A 24411-nucleotide genomic window follows, 5' to 3' on the forward strand; every position below is an offset into this window, starting at 1 on the left:
TCAACAGAGCGAGAACGTCGACCTGGGCCGAAAGATGCCGTTTCCGGATGAACACTATATCATAATGGAACCCACGGAAACAGAAACAATGGCAACCTGTGTGAACCATCCGGATAAACCCGCAGGACTGGTGTGCATGAAATATCAGATTCATGTTTGCGAGCAGTGCGCCAACTGCCGGGATCCGCAATTGTACTGCAAACACCGGACGGCCTGCTCCATCTGGTTTATCGCCAAGGACAGTGAGAATGGGTGGGGGCCTGAATTTGGGAATTCAGGGATTCAGGAATTAGGGGGTTGAAAGATCGGTGATGACGACAGGAGAATCCGTGGATAATTACGCGAAGCTTGCCAAGGATAATCTGGATCGGCTTTATGGGAATCTACCCGGGGATCTGGAGGATAGGCTTCCCGGTGAAAAAAATGGACTGGCGTATTCGTTTACGGCATTCGGGCAGCCGTGCATCCTTTCGCCCTCTGAAATCAAGCTGGGAGGCATTACGCCGCCCGGCGTGATCGGCATCCTGCTATCCCTGTACGCCTTGAACGCCACCACTGAAATTCCCCGCCTTGAACCGCTGCGAGCCTTCAAGGAATTCCCCGATTCAGCACCCTATGTGGGTGCTTTTGCTTCCCACACCGAACAGATCCTGGTGCCGACGGTTCAGCGGATCAAAACGAAAATCGACCTGATTGTGCAGCGGTTTTCCGGCGAGGCAGCCCCGTCTTCCGTAAGCGGCGATTTCGCCTTCGTGTTGCGGCCCCTGCCCAAAATTTTACTGTGCTATATTATCTACGAGGCCGACGAGGATTTCCCGCCCTCGGTAGTCTGCCTCTATTCAAGTAACGCCAATCGCTTCATGCCCATGGATGGATTGGCCGATGTGGGTGAGTACACCTCGAAAACGATTCTGGAAATGGTCTGTTGACGCAAACCCCGAGTGGGAAACTGGCTCAGGATTAACCTGGAAAGGCTACCGCATTGATGAAGATGATTGCACAAACGGCCTGTGAACTGCTGGATAAAGGCGAAGCATTCGTCCTTGCGACGATTATCAACCACTCCGGTTCCACCCCGCGTACGTCGGGCAGCAAGATGATCGTCACCGCCGGCGGACGCGGCATCGGCACCATCGGTGGTGGACGGTTGGAGGCCGGGGCGATGTCCCGGGCCGCAGAAATGATCCGGTTCGGGCAATCGGCCAGGATGTCTTTTGACCTGAGCCACGACACCGTCGACAGCATGGACATGATATGCGGGGGGCAGGCGGAGGTGCTGCTGGACTGCGTATCGCCCACGGAAATGAACAAGGCGGTCTTTAATCGATGGCGACGGATGCTGGACGAACGACAAAAAGGATCTCTGTTCATTATTGTCATGGGATCTGAGAACCAGGTCGGCACCACTGCCCACTGTCTGGCAACGGTCGACGGGGAGATCGTTGGTGATTTTCCCTTGCCCGACATGGAACGGGAAAAGGTGTTGGCGCTGGCAGCCGAATCATCAACGGTCCGGACACTGGCCTTCGACGGCGCCTTTGTGGTGATCGAGCCGACGCAACGGGTGTGCACCGCCTATCTTTTCGGGGCCGGCCACGTGGCCCGGGCCACGGCTGCCATGGCCGCTGTGGTGGGATTCCGGGTTTCGGTTGCCGACGACCGGGAGGAGTATGCCAACCGGAAACGCTTTCGCGACGCTTCCGAGATCCGGGTGCTGGAACGTTTTGATGATGCCTTTTCAGGTCTGTCCGTGAACAGGGATGATTTTATTGTCATTCTCACCCGGGGGCATCTTCACGACAAAACGGTTCTGGCTCAGGCATTGAAAACCGGTGCAGGCTATATCGGCATGATCGGCAGCCAAAGGAAAAGGGACGCCATTTATAGGGCGCTGTTTAAAGAAGGCTTTTCGAAGAGGAATATCGACCGGGTCCATTCGCCCATCGGCCTGTCCATCGGGGCCGAAACCCCGGAGGAGATCGCCGTGAGCATCGTGGCGGAAATGATTCAAATCAATAAAACACGCCCGGAGACATGACGTAGAACCCGGCGCCCACAAAGTAATCCGTATCCGGAACCCGGTAGATGAAGGTATGTTTGGGCTTGTTGATCTCCATGCCGGGGACCGGCCACATGTAATGGGTCCAGCCTTTTCCCTTTTCGGCCGCTTTGACGAAATCCTTGAAAAAGGCCTTGCCGTCAACATCCGTCGCTTCGATCAGGGTGGCCGGCTTGGTCAGTTCCGGTTTGTGCGGATGGGCCAGCATCTTGGATTTCATGTTCATCAGGAAAATATAGCTGACGCCGTCGTTCCAGACGAAGCGGCCGTTTTTGTTGCCGATCTCCTTGACGGCGGCATCGATTCCCTTTGTTTTAATGAAATCCCCGGCCTCCTTGCATTTGGTGATACAATCGTCGCGGGTTCCGGCCAGGCCGGGAACCGTCAGCGACATAACCATGAGCACGGTCAATATGCCTGCTAAAATTCTTTTCAAGAGAGCCTCCATTGGTTCCGGTCATCTGTATGACTCAGGTCCAGAATTGAAAAAACATAAAGATAACAGAACCTTTGTCAGAGCAAAAGTTGTTTTCTGCTTCACCCATCACCATGCGTCGGATTTGCGCCTGGTTTTGTGATCAACACAATCCTTGTTATCGGCATCTCCTCAGGAAACTTTTGTAAAAAAAAGGGCGCCTGCAAAGGCGCCCCTGGAATTGCGTCAGTTTCGCAACGGATTATTTTTTTAGCATCCGAAGCGCGGTTTCAACTATCCTATCGGGGGTGAAACCGAACTTTTCCAAGACCGTTCCCCCCGGCGCCGAGGCCCCGAACCTATCGATGCCGATGACGCTCCCGCCTGGGCCGACGTAACGCTCCCATCCCATGGAGATGCCGGCTTCCACGGCGATCCGGTTTTTGATGGCCGGTGGAAGAATCCGGTTTTTGAACTCTGTTGAATTCTCTTCAAAAATCTCCCAGGATGGCATGCTGACCACACGGGCAGGAATGCCTTGGCCAGCCAACAACTCCTGCGCCTTCAGGGTGATGTGGACCTCCGCCCCGGTGGCGATGAGGATGATGCGTGGTTTTCCCTTGCAGTCCGAAAGCACATAACCACCCTTTTCAACACCATGTGCCGTTTGTTTTGCGTCCAGGATGGGCAGCTTCTGGCGGCTGAGAATCATTGCGATCGGGCTGTCGTTCATGGCGATGGCTTTTTGCCAGGCTTGAGCGGTTTCCGTGGCGTCGGCCGGGCGGATCACAGTCAGGTTCGGGATGGCCCGCAGGACCGCCAGGTGTTCCACGGGCTGGTGGGTAGGGCCGTCCTCACCTAAGGCTACACTGTCGTGGGTGAAGACATAGACGACCGGCAGTTTCATCAGGGCTGCCAAGCGGATGGCCGGGCGCATGTAATCGGCAAACACCAGAAAGGTGCCGCCATAGGGGCGGACGCCGCCGTGCAGAAACATGCCGGACATGATGGCGCCCATGGCAAACTCGCGGACGCCGAATCGGATGTTGCGGCCGTCGTAATGCTTTTTCTGAAATTCAGGTGATCCGTCGATATAGGTTTTGTTCGAGGGCGCCAGATCGGCCGAACCGCCCACCAGGCTGGGGAAAATGGCCGCAGCGGCATTGAGCACCTTGCCCGAGGCGGCACGGGTGGCCATGGGGCCGTCTTCAGGCTTGAACCGGGGCAGGTTCGCTTCCCAGCCCTTGGGCATGAAGCGGGTCAGGGCGTTGACCCAGTCGTCGGCCAGTTCCGGATGCTTCCTGTTGTATGTCTGATAACCCTTTTTCCAGCGGGTTTCCGCTTTTTCACCCGCTTTGACGCATTTACGGAAGGCGGTCAGCGCTTTCTTCGGAATGGTGAAGGGCTTCTTTTCCTTCCAGCCCAATGCCGCTTTGGTCAACACGATCTCTTCTTCACCCAGTGGGGCGCCGTGGGCATCGGCCGTGTCCTGTTTGTTGGGGCTGCCGTGGGCGATGTGGGTCTTGAGCATGATGATCGAAGGCTTACCGGTTTCGGCTTTGGCCGCCAGGATGGCCTGTTCAATCGCATCGGGATCGCTGGCGTCTTTGACCTTGATCACCTGCCAGCGGTAGGCATCGAAGCGTTTGGCCACGTTTTCGGTAAAGGCGATGCCGGTGGAACCCTCGATGGAGATGCCGTTGTCGTCGTACAGGCAGATGAGCTTGGAAAGCCCAAGGTGGCCGGCAAGGGAGGCCGCTTCAGATGTCACGCCCTCCATCATATCACCGTCGCCGCACATGACGTACGTGTAGTGATCCACGACGTCGTGACCGGGGCGGTTGAAGCAGGCGGCCAGATGCCGTTCGGCCATACTCATGCCCACTGCGTTGGCAAAGCCCTGGCCCAAGGGGCCGGTGGTGGTCTCCACCCCCGGTGTGTGGCTGTATTCCGGATGGCCGGGAGTCTTGCTGCCCCACTGCCTGAAATTCTGGATCTCTTCGAGACTGAGGTCATAGCCGGTCAGGTGCAGCAGGCTATAGAGCAGCATGGAGGCGTGACCGCCAGAGAGCACGAATCGGTCCCGATCAGTCCAGTCCGGATTTTTTGGATTGTGCTTCATCACCCGTGTCCAGAGCACATAACCGGCCGGGGCCAGCCCCATGGGCGCGCCCGGATGGCCGGAGTTGGCCTTCTGCACCGCATCCATGGAGAGGGTGCGGATGGTGTTAATGCAAAGATCGTCGATTGTCGGCTGCTTTTTCTGGGGGCCCTTGCTCATTTAATGCTGCTCCTTTTGCGATGGATTCAATTAAGACCCAAGCTGAGCGATTGTCGAGCTTACCGCAGATTCAAGGCAGCTATCGTCGCGCTATAGTGGACTATGCGCGGCGATAGCTAACGCCGAAGATGGGGTGAGATCGGCAAACCCAATGGGTTTCACCTTTTGAATACAACCATCGATGGTACCCAACCGTGATCGTTACCCATCTACCTGCTTCGAGAAAGGTGAATCACTCAGTTTGGGTTACAGCTTTTCTGCATTGGCCGCAAGATAATCGGAAATCCCATCCGTCGTGGGACGCATGCCTTCATCACCTTTGTTCCAGCCTGCAGGGCAGACTTCGCCATGCTTTTCGGTGAACTGGAGGGCGTCGACCATGCGCAGCATCTCATCCACATTCCGGCCCAAGGGCAGGTTGTTGACGACCTGATGCTGAACCATGCCTTCCCGGTCGATTAGAAAGGAGGCCCTCAGGGCGACGCCGGCATCGGGATGTTCGATGCCAAAAGCGCGGGTGATGTCGTGTTTCACGTCAGCCACCATGGGAAACTGAACCGGTCCGATGCCGCCCTCTTTTACCGGCATGGTGCGCCATGCAAAATGGGTAAACTGGGAATCGATTGAAACACCGACTACATTTACGCCACGATGCTTAAAGGCTTCCATGCGCCGATTGTGGGCCAGGATTTCAGTGGGGCATACAAAGGTAAAATCCAGGGGCCAGAAAAAAATAACCGTATATTCTCCTTGTAGGTCGGAAAGTTTGAAATCTTCAACGATTTCGCCGCTGGGCAATACCGCTGGTGCGGTGAAATCCGGCGCAGTTTTTCCTACGAGTACGCTCATGTTGATCTCCTTATGATCTGAGCCGATGACGATCATCGGTGGTTGTCGAAAGGGGCTCCGCAGTCAATCCCAATATTCATTCCAGATGACGACATGTCAAGTCACATGGATCGCATGGGCTGCTAAGTGGTCGTTTTCATAAATACGATGTCATTCGATGACCGACGCATCCCGGTCCGTCTGCGTGGCTCGTCGCTTAAATACGACAGGTATTCTCGTTCCTCGCGCCTTGCATTCAAGGCGCCTCGGCCATCTCGGTGCGTCACCGTATTTATGAACACGACCACACAGGCGGCAATATCGATTTTAAGGACCGTGACCGTTATCGCTTGAACCGAGTTGATTGGTAGCCCTCTCTGCTGGCGCATGAAGTCATCATGGTTGGGAGGCTCGACTGATGTTGTCCTCTGATCGTTCGAAAATATTATTATTTCGCGTGGCGATGCGGAAGGTTTCAGTGGGTCGAGGCGGCCGTCGGTCGGAGGGGCAACGTCGGTTATCCGGACCTGCTGATAATCATCTTCATGGATTTTTTTTCACCCCCTGGTAGGGGCGATGAGGCCGGCGGAACGATGGTATCGTCGGTGCCATTCAGCCAGGGGACTCAGGGGCCATCATCGGGCTTGCTTTGAAAAAGATCAACTGCCAACTGTCCTGGTGGGGATCGTGACGAATGATATAAAGGCTGCCGTCATCACCGATAAGCTTGAAATATCGGTGATCCGGTGCCAGCCAGCGATCCTGGACCGCGACGACGTTGACGTGGCGTGCCCCCATTGTCAGTCGTCGCGGCGTTTCTTCGTCCCGGTAGCCGGCATAGCAATCGACCCGGATGTCCATCTACCTGCCGGGCATGATGATGCGAGAGTCATCTGGTTGTTTGTTCTGCTCCTGTTCCTGCATCTTCCTGATCTGTTCCACCACCCGGGCCATCTCCTGCTCCATGGCCTCGGGAAATGCCTGGATGGCTTCGGCAAGGTTGTTGGCCATTAATTTGGCCTGCAAGGGCAACGGCCCCTGTGGGGTTAGGATTTGCGTGTGGCCGAAAAAGACGGATGAACGGCTGGAATCATCCTGGCCGTCCGCGGTGACCGGGACCATCCGTCGAATGGAGGCCACTTTAAGATCGGTGATTGCGTCCTCGCGGTATAGGCTGGCGGTATCCACTTTAAAATCAATTTGTTCTTGTTCTGCCATGAAGGTTCTCCATTAGTTTAGGGTGATTGTGCCTCGGGAAAAATACGAGCCGATAAGATAGCTGATTTTGATCCAGGTGTCACGGAGTTTATAAATATGCGTACGAGCCGAGTGGCATGGTTCAAGTTGTTGAAGTTTACGGACGCCCGTCATATAATCGAGCGAACATGCAAACCGAAAAAAACGCATCGCCCCCCGACGGGCAATTTTTTAAGCTCCGCATGACAACCATCGGCATCTCTCTGTCTGTCTCCGTGGTGCTGATGGCTGTAAAATTCTATACCTTTCACCTGACCCGTTCATCGGCGGTGCTGTCCGACGCGTTGGAGTCCATTATCAACGTCGTGGCTGCCGCTTTTGCCGTGGTGAGCATCTGGATGGCCGCACAACCCCCAGATTCCGATCACCCTTACGGGCACGGTAAAATCGAATACTTCTCCGCCGGGTTCGAAGGGGCGCTGATTATCTTTGCCGCCATCGGGATATTCAAGACCGGTATCTCGCATCTGCTGATGCCCAAACCCCTTGTCAACCTTCAGGCGGGCCTGACCATCCTTGTCGCTGCCGCAGCCATCAACCTGTTGCTTGGCATCGGGCTGGTAAGGGTAGGGAAAAAAGCTGAATCGCTGACCCTGATCGCGGATGGCAAGCATGTGCTCACCGATGTATACACATCCGCAGGTGTGGTTGTTGGACTACTGCTTGTCCATATGACCGGCTGGCTCTGGATAGATGGCGGCATTGCCTGCCTGGTGGGCGTCAATATCCTCTTTACCGGCACTCGCTTGGTGCGCCAGAGCTTTTCGGCGCTGATGGACGCATCCGACCCCGACCTTCTCGACGAAATCTCCCGGCTGCTTGAAAAGCATCGCAAGGAAGTCTGGATCAATATCCATCAGTTGCGGGCATGGCGTTCGGGAAATTTTGTCCACATCGATCTGCACCTCGTGCTGCCCAGGGACTATCTGCTCGATGATGCCCACGACCAGGCCAAGTCACTGGAAAAGCTGCTCATCGATCATTTCGAGGGCAATGCAGGCGTTCTGGTGCACATGGACCCGTGTGGAACGGTGTTGTCAGAAGGAAAGGCTGTGGCATGCTGGGAAAACTGTTCTGAGCGCACAGCAGCAGGGCAGGGGATTGGTGAAACGTCTGACCATTTTGTGAAGCTCGGCGGCAACAAGTGAGTTCAGCCCCCTGTCCCTATTAGGACGCTGGAGCAGGTCATTGGGCCGGTATGGCTGAAATGGGTTTCAGGGGCATGGAAAAATAAAAAGTGGCCCCTTTTCCCGGTGTGCTCCCGACCTTCAGCTCACCATGGTGGTGCCGGATGATTTGGCGGGTGATGGAGAGCCCCAGGCCGGTTCCCGGTGGGCGCCCGCGGGTCGGATCCATCACCTGCTGAAACTTGTTGAAAATCTGTTTCTGGTCAGCCTCGCTGATGCCGATGCCGTTGTCCTTGACCGACACCCTCAGTCGGTCGGCGACATATTCCAGTCGAATTTCAATCTGCCCCCGGTCCGGGTCGCAGAATTTTACGGCATTGGAAATCAGATTCACCATAGCCTGGATCAACTGGTCACGATCCCCTAGTATGGGCCGCGATGCGTCTGGCAGGTTTACCTGCATCCGTATTCGCTTGTCTGCCACCAGCTGGCCGGTGGCGCTGACCGCCTCCTCCACCACATCCCTGAGATCCACCGTTGTGATTGCCCAGCGCATGCGACCCGATTCCAGCTTCTGAAAATCGAGAACCTGGGTGATGAGTCGGGTCAGCCGCTGGGTTTCACGGATGATAATGCTGGAAAATTCCCGTTGACGGTCGGGGGTCGTGTCCGGGTAGTCGTGGAGAATCTCAGCCAGGGAGCGGATGGCCGTCAGCGGAGTCCGAAGCTCGTGGGAGACCGTTGAAATAAATTCGTCTTTCAACCGATCCAACTCTTGAAGGCGCTGGTTGGCTGCCCGCAATTCCGCTGAGGCCCGCTCTAATTCACGGCTGTAGACAATCGCCTGGCGGGTTTCGTTAAGGATGTCCATCACCTCTTCGATGCCAAGGGGCTCCTCTTTGACCACGGAGGCGACCATGACCCTCGCCGATGCCGACCCGATGGCGCCGGCCAGCAGTTTTTCGATGTGATTGACCAGTCCGGGATCCCGGGTGAGGGACTGGTCCCAATTGATGCCGTAGTCCATAGCATAATTATCCAGCGCCGCTTCGGTTCGCTCTCTTCCTAAAAATCGTTCCAGCATGGAGACAAGATCAGGCAGGTAGGCGGTCCCCCGCCAGACGGAAGAATCATGAACCCTGCCCACATAACGATAGACATCCACGAACATGGCCGCCTGGGTGTGTTCCATGGCCGATGGCCGGCTAAACAGGGATCCGGCCACGTAGCACCCCAGGTTGGCCAGCATGCTCCAAAACACCGCATGGGTGATGCGGTCGAACGCATCCAGGCCGAACAGTTCGAAGGGCTTTAGGAAATCGATGCCAAAGGGGCCGTGTTCCAAGAAGTCCTGGGGAATCAGTCCCGCCCCGGCAAGGGAAGGCAGAAACAGGGTATAAAACCAAACGGAGAAACCAGCCACCAGCCCCAGCAGGGCGCCGGTTCGGGTGCCGCCTTTCCAGAAAATCCCGATCAGCAGGGCCGGTGCAAATTGGGCCACTGCGGCAAATGAGGTCAGACCAATAGAAACCAGCGTGTAATACTCTCCGGCATAGTGAAAATAGGCATACCCCATGAGCAGCACCAGGATAATACCCAGCCGTCGGATGGATAACAAAATGCTGCTCAAATCCTCGCGCTGGGCCAGTTTCAGCGATGGCATGTGAAGCAGCACCGGCATTACCAGATCGTTGCAGATCATGGTGGACAGGGCCACGGTTTCCACGATGACCATGCCAGTTGCCGCCGACATCCCGCCGATAAACACCAGCAGCGTCAGAAAGACCTGTTTGTTGGCCATGGGAAGCGTCAGTACGAACATATCTGCATCAAGGCCGCTGGAGCCGAAGGAGAGCATGCCGGCAAACGCTACCGGCAGGACGAATATGTTAATGGCCACCAGGTAAAGAGGGAAAAGCCAGATGGCTTTGTTCAGGTGGGCTTCGTTGACATTTTCTACGACCATGACCTGGAACTGGCGGGGAAGAAAGACGATGGCCATCATGGAGAGGAAAATGTGGGCGAACCAGCTGGAGAATGCACCGGCATCCTTTGGCAGGGTCATTAAAAGGCGAAGTTCGGGTGATGATAGGGCTTTCTGGCTGAGATCGGCAAACCCGTTATAAATGAAAAAGGTGATAAACGTCCCAACCGCCAGGAAGGCCACCAGCTTCACGATGGATTCAAAGGCAATAGCCGCCACCAGGCCTTCGTGGCGTTCGGTCGCCTCGAGGTTCCTGGTACCGAATAGTATGGCGAAAACCGCCAGAAACAGGGCCACGTAAAATGTGGTGTCGCTCCACAGTCCGATGCTGCTTTGAGAGGACAACGGTTTTAGCGACGGGTATTGATGAATCAAAAGAAAACTGGAGGATATGGCCTTGAGCTGGAGCGAGATGTACGGAATGATGCCCAGCACAGCGATGACGGTGACCACGCCTCCCAGGGTCATGCTTTTTCCGTAACGGGAACCGATGAAGTCGGCAATGGAGGTAATCCGGTGAATTTTTGAAATGCGGACAATTTTTTTCAATACCAGCCAGCCCAGCGTGACCATCAAGGTGGGGCCCAGATAAATGGTCAAAAAGGCCGGTCCGGCTGACGCCGCTCGCCCAACGCTGCCATAAAACGTCCACGCGGTGCAGTAAACAGCAAGGGACAGTGCGTAAATATAGGGATTGCTGATAATGCTTCGGCCGATGTCGGCACGCTTGTCCCCATAATAGGCGATGCCGAACAGGACACCGATGTAGCAAAGGGAGACGAAGATGACGGTTTCCGTTGCCAGCATGGAAACTTCCTTTACTCGTGATCCGGAAACGGTGCGTCCAGCTTGGATCGGCTGATCATCAGTATCAGAAATATGATCAGCGACCAAGCAGTGAACAGGTAAAGATATAAAACGGGAATGCCTAACGCCAGCATGGGTCGGTTAAACAGATAGAGCAAAGGGAAGTTGAACAGCAGCATGCCCAGCAAAAAAAGGCCCACCAGTCGTCTGCCGTTGATCTTGTCACGGGTCATGGGACCGCCCCTTTCGTCGGGAAAAGCCGTTTTAGTTGCAATGCAATATTAACAGCCTGTTAAGCGTCTCTTTTAAATTGAGATCGGGAAGGTGAGGTCATCCTACCACCGGGATTGTGGAATGTCCAGCCAGTCAGCGACGGGGATGCAAGCGTTAGCTAAACAGGACCGTTGACGTGGGTCCACTTTCATCCATCTTCCAGGATCAGACCGGCAGGCAAGGCTTCGCCGAAAATGGCATTCTGTTCTTTCTGTTTTCGCGAAGCGGGTTGGGTCAGGCGTTCCAACGGTTCGGGAAAATCACCGGCAGACGCGATCCATTGAACAACTGTATCGCTTGTCTCCAGAGCGATATCGCGCAGCGGGTCGCCGGTTTTTCGGCATAGCTGGGACAGCATCTCAACCACGGGTTTGGGATTCTTCCACGTCAGGGAAAGAATCGCCTCGATCCAGCCAACGATTTCAGCGGGCGGCGTCACCCGGTCGACGGAACCGTAGAGCAGATCGCGGGCGCCGATTCGGGATAGTGCCCACAACATCTGGGGCTGGGGCTTCCGGGCGGTAAACTGGCTGATCAATTGGCGACCCAGGGTGATTTTATCCTTGACATGCAGGCGCTCCATGTTGGCCGTTGCCATCCACATTTCGGTGAACTCCTGCCGGGGAATACGCGGTCCTTTTTTCAGCACCAGGACGGGGGAGATGTCCTGGAAAAATTGGCGCTGTTGTCCGGGGTTGAGACCGGCGGCCACCCGCCGCCACATGATCCACCATTCGGCGCGCACTTGGGGGGCATTGGCATGGACCGGCCCTTTTTTATAAATTTTCCAAAGCTTTTTGACGCGATGGGGATCAAAACCTTCTCCCATGCCCGGTCTCAGGCAGTATCCAAGCAGGTTCATCCAGCGGCTTTCACCCTCGGCAGAACCCTTTCTTGCCGCCATGCTCTCGAGCAGGGTGTCAACCAGATCCCGCAGCAGGCTCAGCGGCCACCTGTCCCGGGAGCAGCCAAGGGCGTCGGTGATGTCCGCCATCAGGCGGGGCAGCCGTGATCGGTCACCGCCGGATGCAAACGCCGATTCAACGACCTGTTGCGCCTGGCCGATCAGAGATGCCTCGAAAATTTCCCCTTCGGCCACCTCATCGGGAGTAACCGACCCCCGCAGCTGAAATCGCAGTTGCCACCGGTGAGGCGAGGTCATGGACTGGCACCAGATCTCAAGTGTGCCCACCTCGGTATAACTCGCTTCCAGGCGAACGGGAATCTCAGACTGAATGCCCTTATCGCCATACTGGATGACGGTATTCAACGACGGGAGAGCCGTAAGGGTTTCGTCGATGTCAACCCGATCTCCGCTGCGGTCACCGGAGCGAAAACTGGAACTGAACAGATCGATGGCCACCGGCTGATTGGCCAGAACCTTGAATACGCGATCGGGGAGTGTGATGGCGCTGCCTTCTTCCAGTCCACGTTCCACCAGGCATACGGCCTGTTTGGCACCGCCGGTATGTTGTGAGTCGCCGGTGGCCACGCCCACGTAGAAACTGCGAGGGCTGCCGCTGCCGACCCGGACGCCGATGCCTGCCTTGACCATGCCGTAGTATGCTGCACCCAGGGATACGGCGAGGTCCATCTCCCGGTTTTCCAGGCAGACGGGGTCGGTATCGCGGGAAAAACGAAGGCGAACGGCCTCCTGGATGCGATTCTGAAGTACCTGCGCCTTCAACGACCCGCCATTAAAAAGGATCAGGTCGGGGCAGGGGTCAATGGCTCCGATGGCAGTTTTTACATCTGCCCGATGCCGGTCCAGAAAACGATCCAGATGGCCGGTGATGGCGGTATCCGCTTCATAGGGAAGCCCCCATGAGGCGTTTCCTTCCAGTGAATCCGAATGGCTACAGGATCCGGAAAGCGGGAAAAATTGTTCCAGAACGATCGTTTCGATCTCCTGGCGGTTAATCTGGGCGGTCAGGGTGCCGGCAATCAGGCTTGAACCTGCGCCCATCAGGGTGACCCGGCCACTGTCCGAAATGCCGTCCAGAATATTCTCCTTGATCGAGCGGCACTGGTGGCAGAGGGTTTTCCAGGCATCCCTGTCCATGGTGCCCGGCGATTTTCCCAAACGGCGGGCCACGTTGCGGGCGATGGCAAAATCCATGTTGTCACCGCCCAGGATGAGATGATCACCAACGGCAATACGCTCGAATCGAGGGCTGCCGTCGACCATGCGCAGGGAGATGAGGGTGAAGTCCGTGGTGCCGCCCCCCACGTCGCACACCAGGATCAGTTGGTTGGTGGATACACGGTCGGACCAGTCTTTCTCGTGCCGGATCAGCCAGCTGTAGAATGCGGCCAGCGGTTCTTCCAGCAGAATGACATCTGGAAGGCCTGCCAAGCGGGCTGCTTCCAGGGTCATGTCCCTGGCAACCTCGTCAAAGGAGGCGGGTATGGTGACGACCACCATCTGGTTCTCCAGATAGTTTTCCTCATCATCCCCCATGGACACGTTCCATGCCTTGCGGATGTGTTTGAGATAGGCGGCCGAAGCCTGGACCGGCGAAACCTTGAACACCTCGTCCTCGGCTCCCCAGGGCAAAATTCTGGCTTGGGTATCCACGCTTTTGTTGCACAACCAACTTTTGGCTGAAGAGACCAGTCGCGCCGGCACCTTGCCGCCATGGTCGCGGGCAAACGCGCCCACAAAATTTCGGTCATCCCGGCTGCGTTGATCGATGGTCCATGGGGCGGCCATGTCCTGATCAACGATGTCGTATTCACCCGGAATGTATAAGAATGATGGCAGAACAAAATGGGGGGCGAACTCACCGGGGCCGGTCAACTGATGGATCGGGAATTTTTGAATGGCGGGGTGGTCCTTCTCGACATCCCCCAGTTCCACATAGGCAACCGAATTGTTGGTGGTTCCCAGATCGATGCCGACGACAAAACGATTTTCCGAAGTCACACATATCCCCCTTCAGGTTGAACAATGGCGATGGGCGTCATACCGACCCAACCGACATGATCATTTTGGACGGCCACGGGATGCAGGTGGCTTGACGGTGTCGGGTTAAAAGTGATTACTGGATCTCGACTTCTGCGGGAGCGATGAGGTTCGGATTTTCCGCCTCTGACAATTTCGGCAGTGAAATAGACCGCAGCTGCCATCCCCGGTGGCGTAAAATACCCGAAAAGGGCGGCTGTCCAACCACGTTGCCCACCAGTTTAACCGCATGCGGATCGAAACCGGCGTCGATCTCGACCGTCTCGCCTTCGGCATGCTTCATGACCGGTTCCGGTGAGAGATAGCGGTCCACGGTTTTTCGGCAGTTTTCATGGATGCTGCGCACGGCGGCACCAATCTGGCTGTCTTCATAAAGGGAAAGATCCTCTTGGAGAAAATCCATCAACCTTCCCTCACGCTGGAGCACCGAAAAAAGATGCACAAAAAGCCGTTGATCATGTTTGTGGCGTTTATTTCGATCCGCATCGGATTCCCGGGGAATCGTGGCGTCCGGTTTATGGGTTCGCGGTGCGTCGGGTTGGCGGTCCGTCAGTTTGGCCAGGATGTTTTTCTGAAACAGCCACTGCAGAATTCCGAAAAAGATCACGAAAACGAACAGCGGCGCATACTCCATAACCTTAAACGGTGTGCCCACATCCTGTGCTCGCCAGTAGAAACAAGCAAGGACGCCAAACAGGAGGGTTGAAAAAAAAAGCGACTGAAAGAAGGAGCGCAAAGAAAAGGATCTCATCACTGTATCATGTTTCATGGGTCGGCCGCCTGTCAGGTTCCTAATTATTGGGGACTATCTCGGCCACGCAAATGAATACCGGCGGCCGTGTAAAGATAAACACATAGCGGGTTTTACCTTGTGCAGGTCAATCCGTTATGCTAATCATGAAGACATATAGATCAAGTGACGCATTCCGGTTTGAATGGGCCCCAACAAAGGCGCTGCCGGCAAATGACACACCGAATCGTATCAATGATAACCATGGCAAATAAATACAGACATCGCTTTGATTTTGATATTGGCTATCTGGTGAAAAGCCCATGCCGGGAATGCATCGACCGTTATCTCTTCCCCGATTGTATGGACAACTGCATTGCCCTTGACAAGATCCGTACGGTGCTCGCCAACAGCGTTTCCTGCTCACGGTCTTATTCGTCCGCAGAGTCCCACGCCATCTTTCAGGAATCGAGAGATGAAAATTAGAGGGATCTCCCCGTCGCCTTGCCCCGCCTCATCCCCCCACCAGCACTGAAACCATCGGTCCAGTTGCGAAATAAACATCGATCCGTGAATATAAATAGTGCCCATCCATAAATGACCAATTTGCCCGATATCTGCGTTATTCGAAAAATTTTATCCTCGGAATATCAAACATATGCACCCCAAGGGCACTTCTTTCAGGGCGCCTCCGGTAAAATTTTTCGAAAGCCTTGATCTCGACCCAATTTGCCTATTTCTGGACGGACACTAAATAATATTTTTCGACTTCCGGCTTTTTAATCGGCAAATTGATAAAGCACTGCTCCCCAGGTGACACCAGCACCCAGCCCTAAAAACATGACGGTGCTGCCGTGGCCTACAAGGCCCTTTTCGATGGCCTCATCCAGTGCCAGGGGAATGCTGGCTGCCGTGGTGTTTCCATATCGCTGAATGTTGTTATAGACCTTTGATTCCGGAAGATCCAGGGCCTTGGCGAATGCCTGATTGATCCGCAGGTTCGCCTGATGGGGGATGAACAGGTCGACTGCAGCCAAAGGAATGCCCGCTTTTTTAAGAGCCTCTCCGACTACCTCGGGAAGCCGCCGAACGGCGGTCTTAAAAATATTCCTGCCGTCCATGGTGGGAAAATGTTTACCTTCCTTCAACATGTTTTCATCCAGCCGTGGGTTTTCGCGCGACGCAGGCGCGAAGGTCATCAGGCTTTCAGCCAGAGAACCGTCGGCATGCAAACACGAGGCGAGAACACCCACCTTGGTGTCGGTTTCCATGCGCTCCAGACAGACTGCCGCGGCGCCGTCTCCGAAAATAACGGTCACATCCCGGCCTCTGGTTGAAATATCAAGCCCGGTACTATGCACCTCGGCACCCACTAGAAGTACACGCTTGGCCAGGCTGCTGCGTATGTAGGCGTCGGCGGTGGCCATGCCATATAAAAAACCGGTACACTGTTGGCGAATGTCCAGAGCCGGTGTGGACGTAAGGCCCAGTTTATGGGCCAGCAGGCAACCGGAACCAGGAAAAAAAAGATCCGGACTTAACGTGGCAAAAATGATCAGATCGATGTCTTCAGGCTCCCATCCGGAACGGTCCATGGCGATTCTTGAAGCTTCCAATCCCAGGTCGGAGGCGCCGACGCCACCCGCTTCGGGGACCCAGTAACGCTGTTCAATCCCAGTGCGCTGAATAATCCACTCGCTGGATGTGTCCATCCACAGTGCTAAATCGTCATTGGTGACAAGACGGGGGGGCACATAACGACCGGTTCCTTTTATGATGGTTTTTTTCATGGTTACTCACTCCTTGATGCAATCCCACTCGGTGTAACATCGGCCTTTATTTCTGCTCCATATGAGACTGAAATATAAACCCGGTTAGAATAATGATCAAGAAATTTATCATGTTATGTCGGTTTGACTGATTTTCCGACCCCTTTGGATTCGATCGACGAAACAGACCTGTCAAATGCAGAGAAGCCAAGGTACCGGTAAAACGATAACCAGAAGCAACAGAAAACAGATAAAATCCTTAAGTTTGGTTGACTTTCGACGATATCATACCTGAGATCCAAGAACCACACGCATCCAATGAAAAATCAAAACAAGCCGACCTGTACGGACTATTGCTGGGTTTGATCATTTATAGCACGAAGCGAGTGGTGGCGAATGATACGACATACAAAAGATCCGTCACTCAAGAAAGACGAATCAGCAACTACGGGTATCCGTTTGGCAGAAAACGATAATCCTGAAAAAAGCAGCCACGACACGTCAAAGGACCTGAATGAAGGCGAATTGGCTGCATTCAGAAAAATAATGGATGACATTGACGGCCAGGAAGAAGAAGAATCAAACGGCACCCCCAAAGAAACCGGGACTGGAGAAAAAGTCCAACAGGCATTGACCGAAGATGAACCGGCAGCACGCCATCAAGAGATCGAAACCAGCAGCGGCCAAACCCCGACCGGTGTTAACCCCGATTCGACCCAACCAGCGGTGAACGATTCTGAAGACGTCGGTGAAGAATGCTTAGACGAGGATCAGCAGCGAGCATTTGAGAGTATCATGGGTCAGATTGAGAACGATGGTCGGGTTGACGCTGATTCGGGAAAAGAAACGGACGATGCGTCTGAATCGGAAACAACCGATGAGTCTCCTGCCGGGTTGGAAAAGAGTAATCAGGAAACCATCCCCGCCGAAGTCGATGAAGTACATGAAGCTGAAGACACTGAATCTGATGATGCGCTCACGGGAGATCAGCAACACGCCGTTGAAAGTGTCATGGCCCAGATTGAAGTTGATGACACCGAAACAATCGAAGAGAATTCACATAATATCGATGATATATTGACAGAGATCGCAATAAGCGACGATGAATCCCATTGTGCGGAAGCCGCTTCGGATGATTCGGATTCAAAACCGCCTACCGTGGAAGCGCCAGAAAAAAGCATGGTTAACGATGATATCGTTGCCCATAAAAAAACGGATGGAGGCCTTGAGCAAACAGACATCACCAGGACCCCAATACCGTCCGTGGAAACCGGAAAAACCGCCGAACCGGATGAAAGTCCCTTGGTAAAAGGCCCATCAGGCGACCCTGGATCCTCAAAAAAGCCGATACCCGCCCGCTTGATAGACCGGCAGAGACCCGAACCCCTGCGTGAAGCCGCGAACCCTGCGGTCGGCAGGTCAAAGAAAGCCATCCTGGCATCGTTAGTCGCTATCCTTTTTCTCGCTTTGGCGGGATTTTTTTATGGGATCCCAGAGAACATTGTCGCGTCAAAGCCCTTTACCCCGGACACGGACACCAGTCGTCGGGATACGGTCGTCGAGGCACAGGCGGCACTTCAGGTGCATAAGCCGGTGGGCGTCGTCCAGGATGGGTCCGATGTATCACGTCTTAAAGCGGCTGCCGAAAACCTGGACCAGTTGCGAAACGAACTCATCGACAAGCAGGCGGAGATTGGGGAACTGCGCGTCTATTACCAGGCTGGAATCGATGCGGAAATCCAACGAATCGCTGACCGGGTCAGGAGCGCAGGCAAAGGCACAATCCCATTTGAATCGGCGATGGCGGACCCGAGCATCACTCTGGGGCTTTCGGCTATTCAACGGCGAGATTTCTATGTTAAAAAACTGGAAACCCCGGTCAATATCCTTGTTGCGAGCAGCGAAGAGCTGCTGTTTTATTCCCGCAAAGCTTCATTGCTGGCCCTGATGGCCGGCAAAACCAGCGATATTGACATCGATGGTTTCATTCAGCAGGCGGATGAAGTCAGAAAATTGCACCGCAGCGGACTGGCCCAATTAGACATCGATCTGGTTCCGGCAAATCCACGGGCGCTGGAGACCATCTGGCAGGATATCGAAACGCGCCGGACAACGACGACGGTAGACACCGAAAACGATAATCGGGTCACCGACACAGATAACACCACCATCTGGAAAAATATCTGCGGAGGTGATTTTTCCCAGAAACATCAGATGACCAAGCTGTCAGCGGCGGCCGCCCGTTGCCTGACCACATGGAAAGGCAAAGATTTGTTCCTCAACGGGTTGACCGACCTGTCACCGGATGCAGCCCGTCATCTATCTGCCTGGGAAGGCGACTGGCTGGGTTTGAACGGGCTCAGGGAACTGTCTCCTGAGGCGGCGGTATACCTGTCCCGGTGGAAAGGTAGAGGACTATCCCTGAACAGCCTGTCCCGCCTTTCACCCCGGGTGGTGGCCATTCTGTCGGACTGGCAGGGGGACCAGATCGAACTGGTCAATGTGATACACATGGCCGACTGGAAAAATCCCAAAACCCGGCTGTTTCTTTCCGAGGATTTGAAACGCAAGCTCAGCGCCACAAGGAAATAGACCGTGAAACCATTTATGACCATGTATCGATTGCTCATATCTGTTATTGTTCTGGCACTGCTGGTATGGCCGTCGACCGTGACGGCCAATAATAAAGCGGAACTGTTGCGTCAGACCATGGCGGACATCGCTTTGCTCAACAGTCAGATGGCCCAGAGAAAGACGGATGCTGGTGGAATCCGGGATGCATTGTCGGCGCAATTGGAAGCAATAAAAACAGAGGCACGGCGAGAATGGCGGGAAAAAGAAATCGACACCGAAGCTGAAGCTTTGAAAAACCCGAGACTTTTATACGATTTGATGCTGATGGCCGAAATTCAGGCATACATCCAGCGATATACACAAAAGATAGGCGACTACCGTGCAGCCTGTGACCGACTCAGTTATCTGTATCAGCAGGCTGACGATGACCTGAAAATCGTCAGCACCCTGTCCGGTATGAAAATCGACGCACTTATTTCCACGGCCGAAAAAATCCTCGACGGTTACCGTCCCGAGGCTCAGACCATCGTCATCCAACCCAATAAACTGACCATCGAAGCGTCGGAAAAAATGTGGCAAGCCCTAAAAACAGACAAATAATCGCGCTTATTTAGGGTCAAAAAAAAATAATTTTGCCGAGCTTTCTCCCTCTCCTAATCCGGATAAACCGGAAACAGAACATTCCAAGCGCCAATTCTTAAGTAAATAACAAACTACAAGTACCAAATCTCAAATAAATTCCAAATTTCAATATCCAAAAAAAAGCTGCGAACCAACAGTTGACGGATTCGTAAAAAGTCACCTGTCATGTCATTCCCGCGAAGGCGGGAATCTATAACTACCTGTTAATACTGGATCCCCGCCTTCGCGGGGACGACAACAAAACCGAAATTTCGACTTTTTACGAGTTCATCAACAGTTGATTGGAATCTCGTTTCCAGCCTAACCGACGGTCGGCATCAAAGCCCAACGGATGACCGGGTGGTTTACTTCCGCAACGCGGTCAAGGCAGACAATGCCGCTGTTTTGCAGTTTAAACACCGTCTGGTCGGGATTGCCGCAAACCAGCAGCCCGATCAGCCTTTCTAAAAAGGGCAGATGCCCGACCAGCATGATGTCATCAGCCAAACGAAGTCGGCCCGCAAAGGCGCGGACGTCGTCTAATGGATTCATGCCGTCGTACGGTTCGCTTCCGCTCGCCGGAGATAATCGCATGGAGAATATTTCAGCTGTTTCCCGAGCCCGTTTTTTCCCGCTGTGAAGGATGCGTGAGACGCGCACCTGATATCCGCGGGCCACGTCGGCAATACGTTCAGTTTCCATCTTTCCTTCGGCCGAGAGGCCTTTCTCAGGATCCTCGGATTTGTTCAGGCATTTTCCATGTTGAACCAAATAAAGCGCCATTATGCTACCTCACGTTTTTATGGGGCACAGGTGAATAGATCCATAACCGATAATCCAACCCGACCAATTAAACCAACAAACGGATTGAACCAATTCAACCAACCCTTCTACACCATCAAATTCATCAATTTTTCGTGAAGCACCTCGTAGGAATAGAATTTTTCGGCGAGCGCATAGTTGGTCTCCACCATTTTTTTTCGCAGGGTTTCATCCTCGATCAACGAGCGGGTGCGCGCGACGGCTTCATCGGTCACATATCCGTCTATTTCAACGGCCGTGAATCCTTTGGGTTTGATATCGAAGGTGTAAATGGAGTAGCAGTTAACCATGATCGGTTTGCGAAAATAGACTGCTTCTAAAAAAGCGTTGCCGAAGCCCTCGATAGTTGAGGGATAGGTGATAAAATCAGCGTGGTGATAGATGTCGTCAAGGGTGTAAATTTTACGACCGTCCGCGGTTGTCCCGCGGCGGTCATTGATGATATCCGAAACGAAAAGGGTATCGACCTGCATGCCCCGGGAGTAGTCGATAAGCCGTTGTTCATAGTCGTGCCCCTCGTCTCCGGAGGCATGTGAGATGACCAGACGGGCTTTTAACCCCAGCCGACTGACCAGTTCGATGGCATTTTCGATGCCTTTTCGCTTAACCACTCGGGTGGGCTGGAGAATTAAGCGTTCATCCGGATCGAGACCCAGTGCCTGACGGACGTCGCTGGCATAGTCATCCGGCGCTGGCGGTGGATTCTTGAAATCCATGACATTGGGGATGAGGGTCGCGGAAATACCCGTCCTGAGACCGAGCTGGTTGCCGGCTGATGAACCGATGACCACATGGCGGATGGGCGGCAGATGGGGTGGGAAAGCCATGTTGAGATAATCCCACACCGAATTGGTTTTGAACTGTTGCCGTTCCCAGAAAAAATCGTGGTGATGGGCAATCGTCGGCAGGCCGGTCTCCGCAATGACCTCGGTAATGGCCAGACCTAAAGGGATGTTGAGGGGGATGGTCAGTGCATTTTCGGAGATCAGCAGATCGATGTTGAATTTTGCAATGAATTCGTATAGCTGATCTTTCAGGTGTTCCTTGATTGCATGGATCTTCGTGGTCAGTTTACGATCCCTCACCCGGTTAGCCGTAGAACCAAATGCGGTGTTAAAAATCGTGCGGATTTCCGGATCCATAAAATGGGCCTGGGGAACCAGGAATGCCTGTGCCGGGTCGCGGTCCAGCTCACCGGCAAAATAGAAACAATGGAACCGCTCTTTTTCGAACACCCCGGCCCATTTTTCCGTTTCCAGGGACACGCCGTCGGTTCCGGCGAATCGGGTGGAGATGAATCCGATGTTATGAATCTTGTCAAAGGGGATATACATCGCGACACCTTTCATACGAAAAGGAGAGGGCATTGCATTCCATGAGCAAACGGTCCGCTACCCCGTGGCTGTTTCTTTAAAATTCATCAATAAACCGTAGATGTCAACGGCTTAAAACGGCAACCAGGCAAACCGCCTGTTTTCGCCAAAGGTAAACGGAATGAAAGCGATTCTAAACCGGATATATGGGCGACAAAAGGGCGATGCCGCCTTTGCACGGCTTTCGGCGGTGCTGGATGCCGTTTCATCCGAGCCATCGGCCGCGGAAAGGGGCTTTTTCACCGAGGCCGATATTATCCTTATTACCTACGGCGACACGCTTTCACGAAACGGGGAACGGCCGCTGCAGACCCTGCATCGCTTCTCCGGCGATCATTTCAAGGGGGTGTTTTCCGGTATTCACATCCTGCCTTTTTTCCCCTATTCCAGCGACGACGGGTTTTCGGTCACGGATTTCCAAGCGGTGAGCGCCGACCTGGGCAGTTGGAAGGATATTCAGGCCATCGGCGGGGAGTTCAAGCTGATGGTCGATCTCGTGGCCAATCATGTGTCCGCCAAAAGCCGGTGGTTTCAGGCCTATCTGGCCAATGAGAAAGGCTTCCGACAATTGGCCATCGAGGTCGATCCGACGGCAGACCTGTCCGGCGTGGTCCGGCCCCGGGCCCTGCCCCTGTTGACTGCCTGCGAGAAACGATCCGGTCGGCGGGTTCATTTGTGGACGACCTTCAGTGCCGATCAGATCGACCTCAATTATCAGAGCCTGGACGTGCTGGAGAAAATGGTGCGGACACTGCTCTACTACGTTGCCAGAAGTGCGCGCATCATCCGGCTGGACGCCATCGCCTACCTGTGGAAACAGATTGGCACACCCTGCATCCATCTGCCGCAGACCCACGACATGGTCCGGTTGTTTCGCAGGATCCTGGATCTGACGGCACCCGGTGTGACGATCGTCACCGAACCCAACGTGCCCCACGCTGAAAATCTCAGCAATTTCGGCAACGGTGCCGATGAGGCCCAGATGGTCTATAATTTTTCCTTGCCGCCACTGCTGCTTTATTCGCTGGCCACCGGCAACGCCCGTGTTTTTTCCGATTGGGCCCGGAACCTGGCACCCCCCACGGAACGAACGGCTTTTTTCAATTTCACCGCCTCCCATGACGGCATCGGTGTGCGTCCCCTGGAAGGGATATTGCCTTCATCGCAGATTGCATGGCTGGCCAATCATGTCCGTCTGAACGGCGGGCAGGTTTCCGAAAAGGTCAATCCGGACGGATCCAAGAGTCCCTATGAGTTGAATATTACCTATCTGGACGCGCTGAAAGACCCGGCATCTCCGGCAGATCCACTTCACATTCCCCGATTCCTGGCTTCCCAGGCGGTGGCCCTGGCCCTTGCCGGGGTTCCTGCCGTATACATCCACAGCATATTGGGATCGCAAAATTGGACGGAGGGGGTGCGCTTGACAGGGCGGGCCCGGACGATCAACCGGGCGAGATTGTCGGCAGACGCCGTCTGTGCCGAACTGGCCGATTCAAAGCAGGTTCGGGCACGGATATTTTATCCCTATATGAAAATGATCCGCATCCGCACCGGCCAGCCTTCCTTCCATCCCGCCGCCACCATGCAGGTCCTGACCCTGGATGATCGGGTATTCGCGGTAAAACGCGTTTGTCCGCAGCAGACAGTCTTCGCTGTAACTAACTTTTCCGCCGTCACCCTGACAGTGAATCTTCCGATCGATAACACGACTGACTCTTTGATTGATCTCCTCGGTGGTGAGCGGTACGATGATGGCTCCATTCCTCTCAACGCATACCAAACCATGTGGTTGAACCCACAACCATCTAACCATTGACGCCAAAGAAGTTGGCCATCATGTTGTCCAACTGCCGCCTGAGCATGGCGTATGAGTAATGACGCGCGGCCACGGTGTAGTTGTGGGCCGTCATCCGTTCCCGCAGGTCCGGGTTTTCGAGCAATTCACGGACTTTCAGGACATTTTTCTTGGTCAGATAACCGTCCATGACGATCAGGTCGAAGCTTTTGGGTTCGATATCCCGCACGAAGATGGCATAGCGGTTGATAAGAAGGGGTTTCTTGAAATAAACCGCCTCGAGGAAGGCGTTGCCGAAGCCTTCGTATAGGCTGGGGTAGGTGATGAAATCGGCGTGAGCATAAAGATCCCAGAGTGAAGGCCGGTCAGGGGCATCCGGAACGCTGGTAGTGATCAAACGAAGATCCACCCCCCGCTCCCGGGCATGATCCTTGAGCCAATCGGCGTACTCGACTCCCTCGTCTCCGGCTTCGTGGGAGATCAGCAGCTTGAAATGCCGATTCCCGAGTTGGTGGACCAGGTCGATGGCATGCTCGATCCCTTTGCGCTGTACGATTCGTGTCGGCTGGAGAATCAGAAAGTCCTCCGGGACGAGGCCGATCCGACGCCTGAATGCGCGGGTATCCTTTTCGTCGGACTGCGGCGGGTTTTCAAAATCCAGCACATTGGGAATGATCACCGACGAGAGACCTGTTCGCAGGGCCAATTCCTCCTGGGCCGCCGAGTTG

Annotated in this window: 21 protein-coding genes; 8 read left to right on the forward strand and 13 right to left on the reverse strand. The window is 54.4% G+C overall.

Annotation, left to right across the window (positions count from 1 at the left end):
- The 3 genes from QNK41_RS02205 to QNK41_RS02215 form a co-directional block, all read left to right on the forward strand.
- The coding region (locus QNK41_RS02205; RefSeq protein ID WP_319253294.1) for a hypothetical protein at positions 1-301 on the forward strand (301 nt) is incomplete at its 5' end.
- A gap of 28 nt (positions 302-329) precedes the next feature.
- Entirely contained in the window at positions 330-929 is a 600-nt protein-coding gene (locus tag QNK41_RS02210) for a DUF3786 domain-containing protein (RefSeq protein ID WP_319253296.1), read from the forward strand.
- A 56-nt stretch (positions 930-985) separates the two neighbouring features.
- Complete coding sequence (locus QNK41_RS02215; RefSeq protein ID WP_319253298.1) at positions 986-2038, forward strand: XdhC family aldehyde oxidoreductase maturation factor; 1053 nt, start codon at positions 986-988, stop codon at positions 2036-2038.
- Here the strand turns inward: QNK41_RS02215 and QNK41_RS02220 are convergent.
- The 5 genes from QNK41_RS02220 to QNK41_RS02240 all read right to left on the reverse strand — a co-directional run bounded on the left by QNK41_RS02220 (position 2013) and on the right by QNK41_RS02240 (position 6801).
- The gene (locus QNK41_RS02220; protein ID WP_319253300.1) at positions 2013-2495 is read right to left on the reverse strand and encodes a cache domain-containing protein; all 483 of its coding nucleotides are present in this window, start codon (positions 2493-2495) and stop codon (positions 2013-2015) included. The two genes, QNK41_RS02215 and QNK41_RS02220, sit on opposite strands and share 26 nt — an antisense overlap.
- Before the next feature lie 241 nt (positions 2496-2736).
- A complete protein-coding gene (gene tkt, locus QNK41_RS02225) occupies positions 2737-4755 on the reverse strand; it encodes a transketolase (RefSeq protein ID WP_319253302.1) in 2019 nt (672 codons plus the stop codon).
- Between the two features lie 246 nt (positions 4756-5001).
- Positions 5002-5604: a peroxiredoxin gene (locus tag QNK41_RS02230; RefSeq protein ID WP_319253304.1), complete on the reverse strand. Its 603-nt coding sequence runs from the start codon at positions 5602-5604 to the stop codon at positions 5002-5004.
- Positions 5605-6195: 591 nt separating this feature from the next.
- Positions 6196-6444, reverse strand: coding sequence for a hypothetical protein (locus tag QNK41_RS02235; RefSeq protein ID WP_319253306.1), 249 nt, complete (start codon positions 6442-6444; stop codon positions 6196-6198).
- Positions 6445-6801, reverse strand: coding sequence for a cytoplasmic protein (locus QNK41_RS02240; RefSeq protein ID WP_319253308.1), 357 nt, complete (start codon positions 6799-6801; stop codon positions 6445-6447).
- Between the two features lie 167 nt (positions 6802-6968).
- On the opposite strand from QNK41_RS02240, the gene QNK41_RS02245 reads away from it, so the two are divergent.
- The gene (locus QNK41_RS02245) at positions 6969-7988 is read left to right on the forward strand and encodes a cation diffusion facilitator family transporter (RefSeq protein WP_319253310.1); all 1020 of its coding nucleotides are present in this window, start codon (positions 6969-6971) and stop codon (positions 7986-7988) included.
- 37 nt (positions 7989-8025) lie between these two features.
- On the opposite strand, the gene QNK41_RS02250 is transcribed toward QNK41_RS02245, so the two are convergent.
- The 4 genes from QNK41_RS02250 to QNK41_RS02265 form a co-directional block, all read right to left on the reverse strand.
- Complete coding sequence (locus QNK41_RS02250; protein WP_319253312.1) at positions 8026-10758, reverse strand: sensor histidine kinase; 2733 nt, start codon at positions 10756-10758, stop codon at positions 8026-8028.
- Between the two features lie 11 nt (positions 10759-10769).
- Positions 10770-10991 carry a hypothetical protein gene (locus tag QNK41_RS02255; protein ID WP_319253314.1) on the reverse strand — a complete coding sequence of 74 codons (222 nt, stop codon included), beginning with the start codon at positions 10989-10991 and terminating at the stop codon, positions 10770-10772.
- 188 nt (positions 10992-11179) lie between these two features.
- The gene (locus QNK41_RS02260; protein WP_319253316.1) at positions 11180-13957 is read right to left on the reverse strand and encodes an Hsp70 family protein; all 2778 of its coding nucleotides are present in this window, start codon (positions 13955-13957) and stop codon (positions 11180-11182) included.
- Between the two features lie 115 nt (positions 13958-14072).
- Positions 14073-14765, reverse strand: a complete 693-nt coding sequence (locus QNK41_RS02265; protein ID WP_319253318.1) for a DUF2760 domain-containing protein — start codon at positions 14763-14765, stop codon at positions 14073-14075.
- Positions 14766-14990: 225 nt separating this feature from the next.
- On the opposite strand from QNK41_RS02265, the gene QNK41_RS02270 reads away from it, so the two are divergent.
- Positions 14991-15212 (forward strand): hypothetical protein, encoded by a 222-nt coding sequence (locus tag QNK41_RS02270; protein ID WP_319253320.1) that lies wholly within the window; start codon positions 14991-14993, stop codon positions 15210-15212.
- A 293-nt stretch (positions 15213-15505) separates the two neighbouring features.
- Here the strand turns inward: QNK41_RS02270 and QNK41_RS02275 are convergent, their stop codons facing one another.
- A complete protein-coding gene (locus QNK41_RS02275) occupies positions 15506-16516 on the reverse strand; it encodes a beta-ketoacyl-ACP synthase III (RefSeq protein WP_319253322.1) in 1011 nt (336 codons plus the stop codon).
- A gap of 375 nt (positions 16517-16891) precedes the next feature.
- On the opposite strand from QNK41_RS02275, the gene QNK41_RS02280 reads away from it, so the two are divergent.
- The gene (locus QNK41_RS02280; RefSeq protein WP_319253324.1) at positions 16892-19087 is read left to right on the forward strand and encodes a hypothetical protein; all 2196 of its coding nucleotides are present in this window, start codon (positions 16892-16894) and stop codon (positions 19085-19087) included.
- 3 nt (positions 19088-19090) lie between these two features.
- Complete coding sequence (locus tag QNK41_RS02285) at positions 19091-19669, forward strand: hypothetical protein (protein WP_319253326.1); 579 nt, start codon at positions 19091-19093, stop codon at positions 19667-19669.
- A gap of 342 nt (positions 19670-20011) precedes the next feature.
- On the opposite strand, the gene sixA is transcribed toward QNK41_RS02285, so the two are convergent.
- Together sixA and QNK41_RS02295 are read right to left on the reverse strand one after the other, a co-directional pair.
- Positions 20012-20473 carry a phosphohistidine phosphatase SixA gene (sixA, locus tag QNK41_RS02290; RefSeq protein ID WP_319253328.1) on the reverse strand — a complete coding sequence of 154 codons (462 nt, stop codon included), beginning with the start codon at positions 20471-20473 and terminating at the stop codon, positions 20012-20014.
- A gap of 107 nt (positions 20474-20580) precedes the next feature.
- Positions 20581-21846: a glycosyltransferase family 4 protein gene (locus QNK41_RS02295; RefSeq protein ID WP_319253330.1), complete on the reverse strand. Its 1266-nt coding sequence runs from the start codon at positions 21844-21846 to the stop codon at positions 20581-20583.
- Positions 21847-22006: 160 nt separating this feature from the next.
- On the opposite strand from QNK41_RS02295, the gene QNK41_RS02300 reads away from it, so the two are divergent.
- Positions 22007-23704, forward strand: coding sequence for an alpha-amylase family glycosyl hydrolase (locus QNK41_RS02300; RefSeq protein ID WP_319253332.1), 1698 nt, complete (start codon positions 22007-22009; stop codon positions 23702-23704).
- Here the strand turns inward: QNK41_RS02300 and QNK41_RS02305 are convergent.
- Positions 23694-24411: glycosyltransferase family 4 protein (locus QNK41_RS02305; protein WP_319253334.1), on the reverse strand; the 718-nt coding region annotated here is incomplete at its 5' end. The two genes, QNK41_RS02300 and QNK41_RS02305, sit on opposite strands and share 11 nt — an antisense overlap.

The sequence above is a fragment of the Desulfosarcina sp. genome (genome assembly GCF_033791525.1).
GTDB lineage: Bacteria > Desulfobacterota > Desulfobacteria > Desulfobacterales > Desulfosarcinaceae > Desulfosarcina.

What these genes read in the sequence shown, in the direction of transcription:
- QNK41_RS02235 (WP_319253306.1), bottom strand. Translation starts at nt 6,444, where the DNA reads ATGGACATCCGGGTCGATTGCTATGCCGGCTACCGGGACGAAGAAACG.
- QNK41_RS02250 (WP_319253312.1), bottom strand. Translation starts at nt 10,758, where the DNA reads ATGCTGGCAACGGAAACCGTCATCTTCGTCTCCCTTTGCTACATCGGT.
- QNK41_RS02280 (WP_319253324.1), top strand. Translation starts at nt 16,892, where the DNA reads ATGATACGACATACAAAAGATCCGTCACTCAAGAAAGACGAATCAGCA.
- tkt (WP_319253302.1), bottom strand. Translation starts at nt 4,755, where the DNA reads ATGAGCAAGGGCCCCCAGAAAAAGCAGCCGACAATCGACGATCTTTGC.
- QNK41_RS02265 (WP_319253318.1), bottom strand. Translation starts at nt 14,765, where the DNA reads ATGAAACATGATACAGTGATGAGATCCTTTTCTTTGCGCTCCTTCTTT.
- QNK41_RS02230 (WP_319253304.1), bottom strand. Translation starts at nt 5,604, where the DNA reads ATGAGCGTACTCGTAGGAAAAACTGCGCCGGATTTCACCGCACCAGCG.
- QNK41_RS02270 (WP_319253320.1), top strand. Translation starts at nt 14,991, where the DNA reads ATGGCAAATAAATACAGACATCGCTTTGATTTTGATATTGGCTATCTG.
- QNK41_RS02300 (WP_319253332.1), top strand. Translation starts at nt 22,007, where the DNA reads ATGAAAGCGATTCTAAACCGGATATATGGGCGACAAAAGGGCGATGCC.
- QNK41_RS02275 (WP_319253322.1), bottom strand. Translation starts at nt 16,516, where the DNA reads ATGAAAAAAACCATCATAAAAGGAACCGGTCGTTATGTGCCCCCCCGT.
- QNK41_RS02240 (WP_319253308.1), bottom strand. Translation starts at nt 6,801, where the DNA reads ATGGCAGAACAAGAACAAATTGATTTTAAAGTGGATACCGCCAGCCTA.
- QNK41_RS02295 (WP_319253330.1), bottom strand. Translation starts at nt 21,846, where the DNA reads ATGTATATCCCCTTTGACAAGATTCATAACATCGGATTCATCTCCACC.
- QNK41_RS02255 (WP_319253314.1), bottom strand. Translation starts at nt 10,991, where the DNA reads ATGACCCGTGACAAGATCAACGGCAGACGACTGGTGGGCCTTTTTTTG.
- sixA (WP_319253328.1), bottom strand. Translation starts at nt 20,473, where the DNA reads ATGGCGCTTTATTTGGTTCAACATGGAAAATGCCTGAACAAATCCGAG.
- QNK41_RS02245 (WP_319253310.1), top strand. Translation starts at nt 6,969, where the DNA reads ATGCAAACCGAAAAAAACGCATCGCCCCCCGACGGGCAATTTTTTAAG.
- QNK41_RS02215 (WP_319253298.1), top strand. Translation starts at nt 986, where the DNA reads ATGAAGATGATTGCACAAACGGCCTGTGAACTGCTGGATAAAGGCGAA.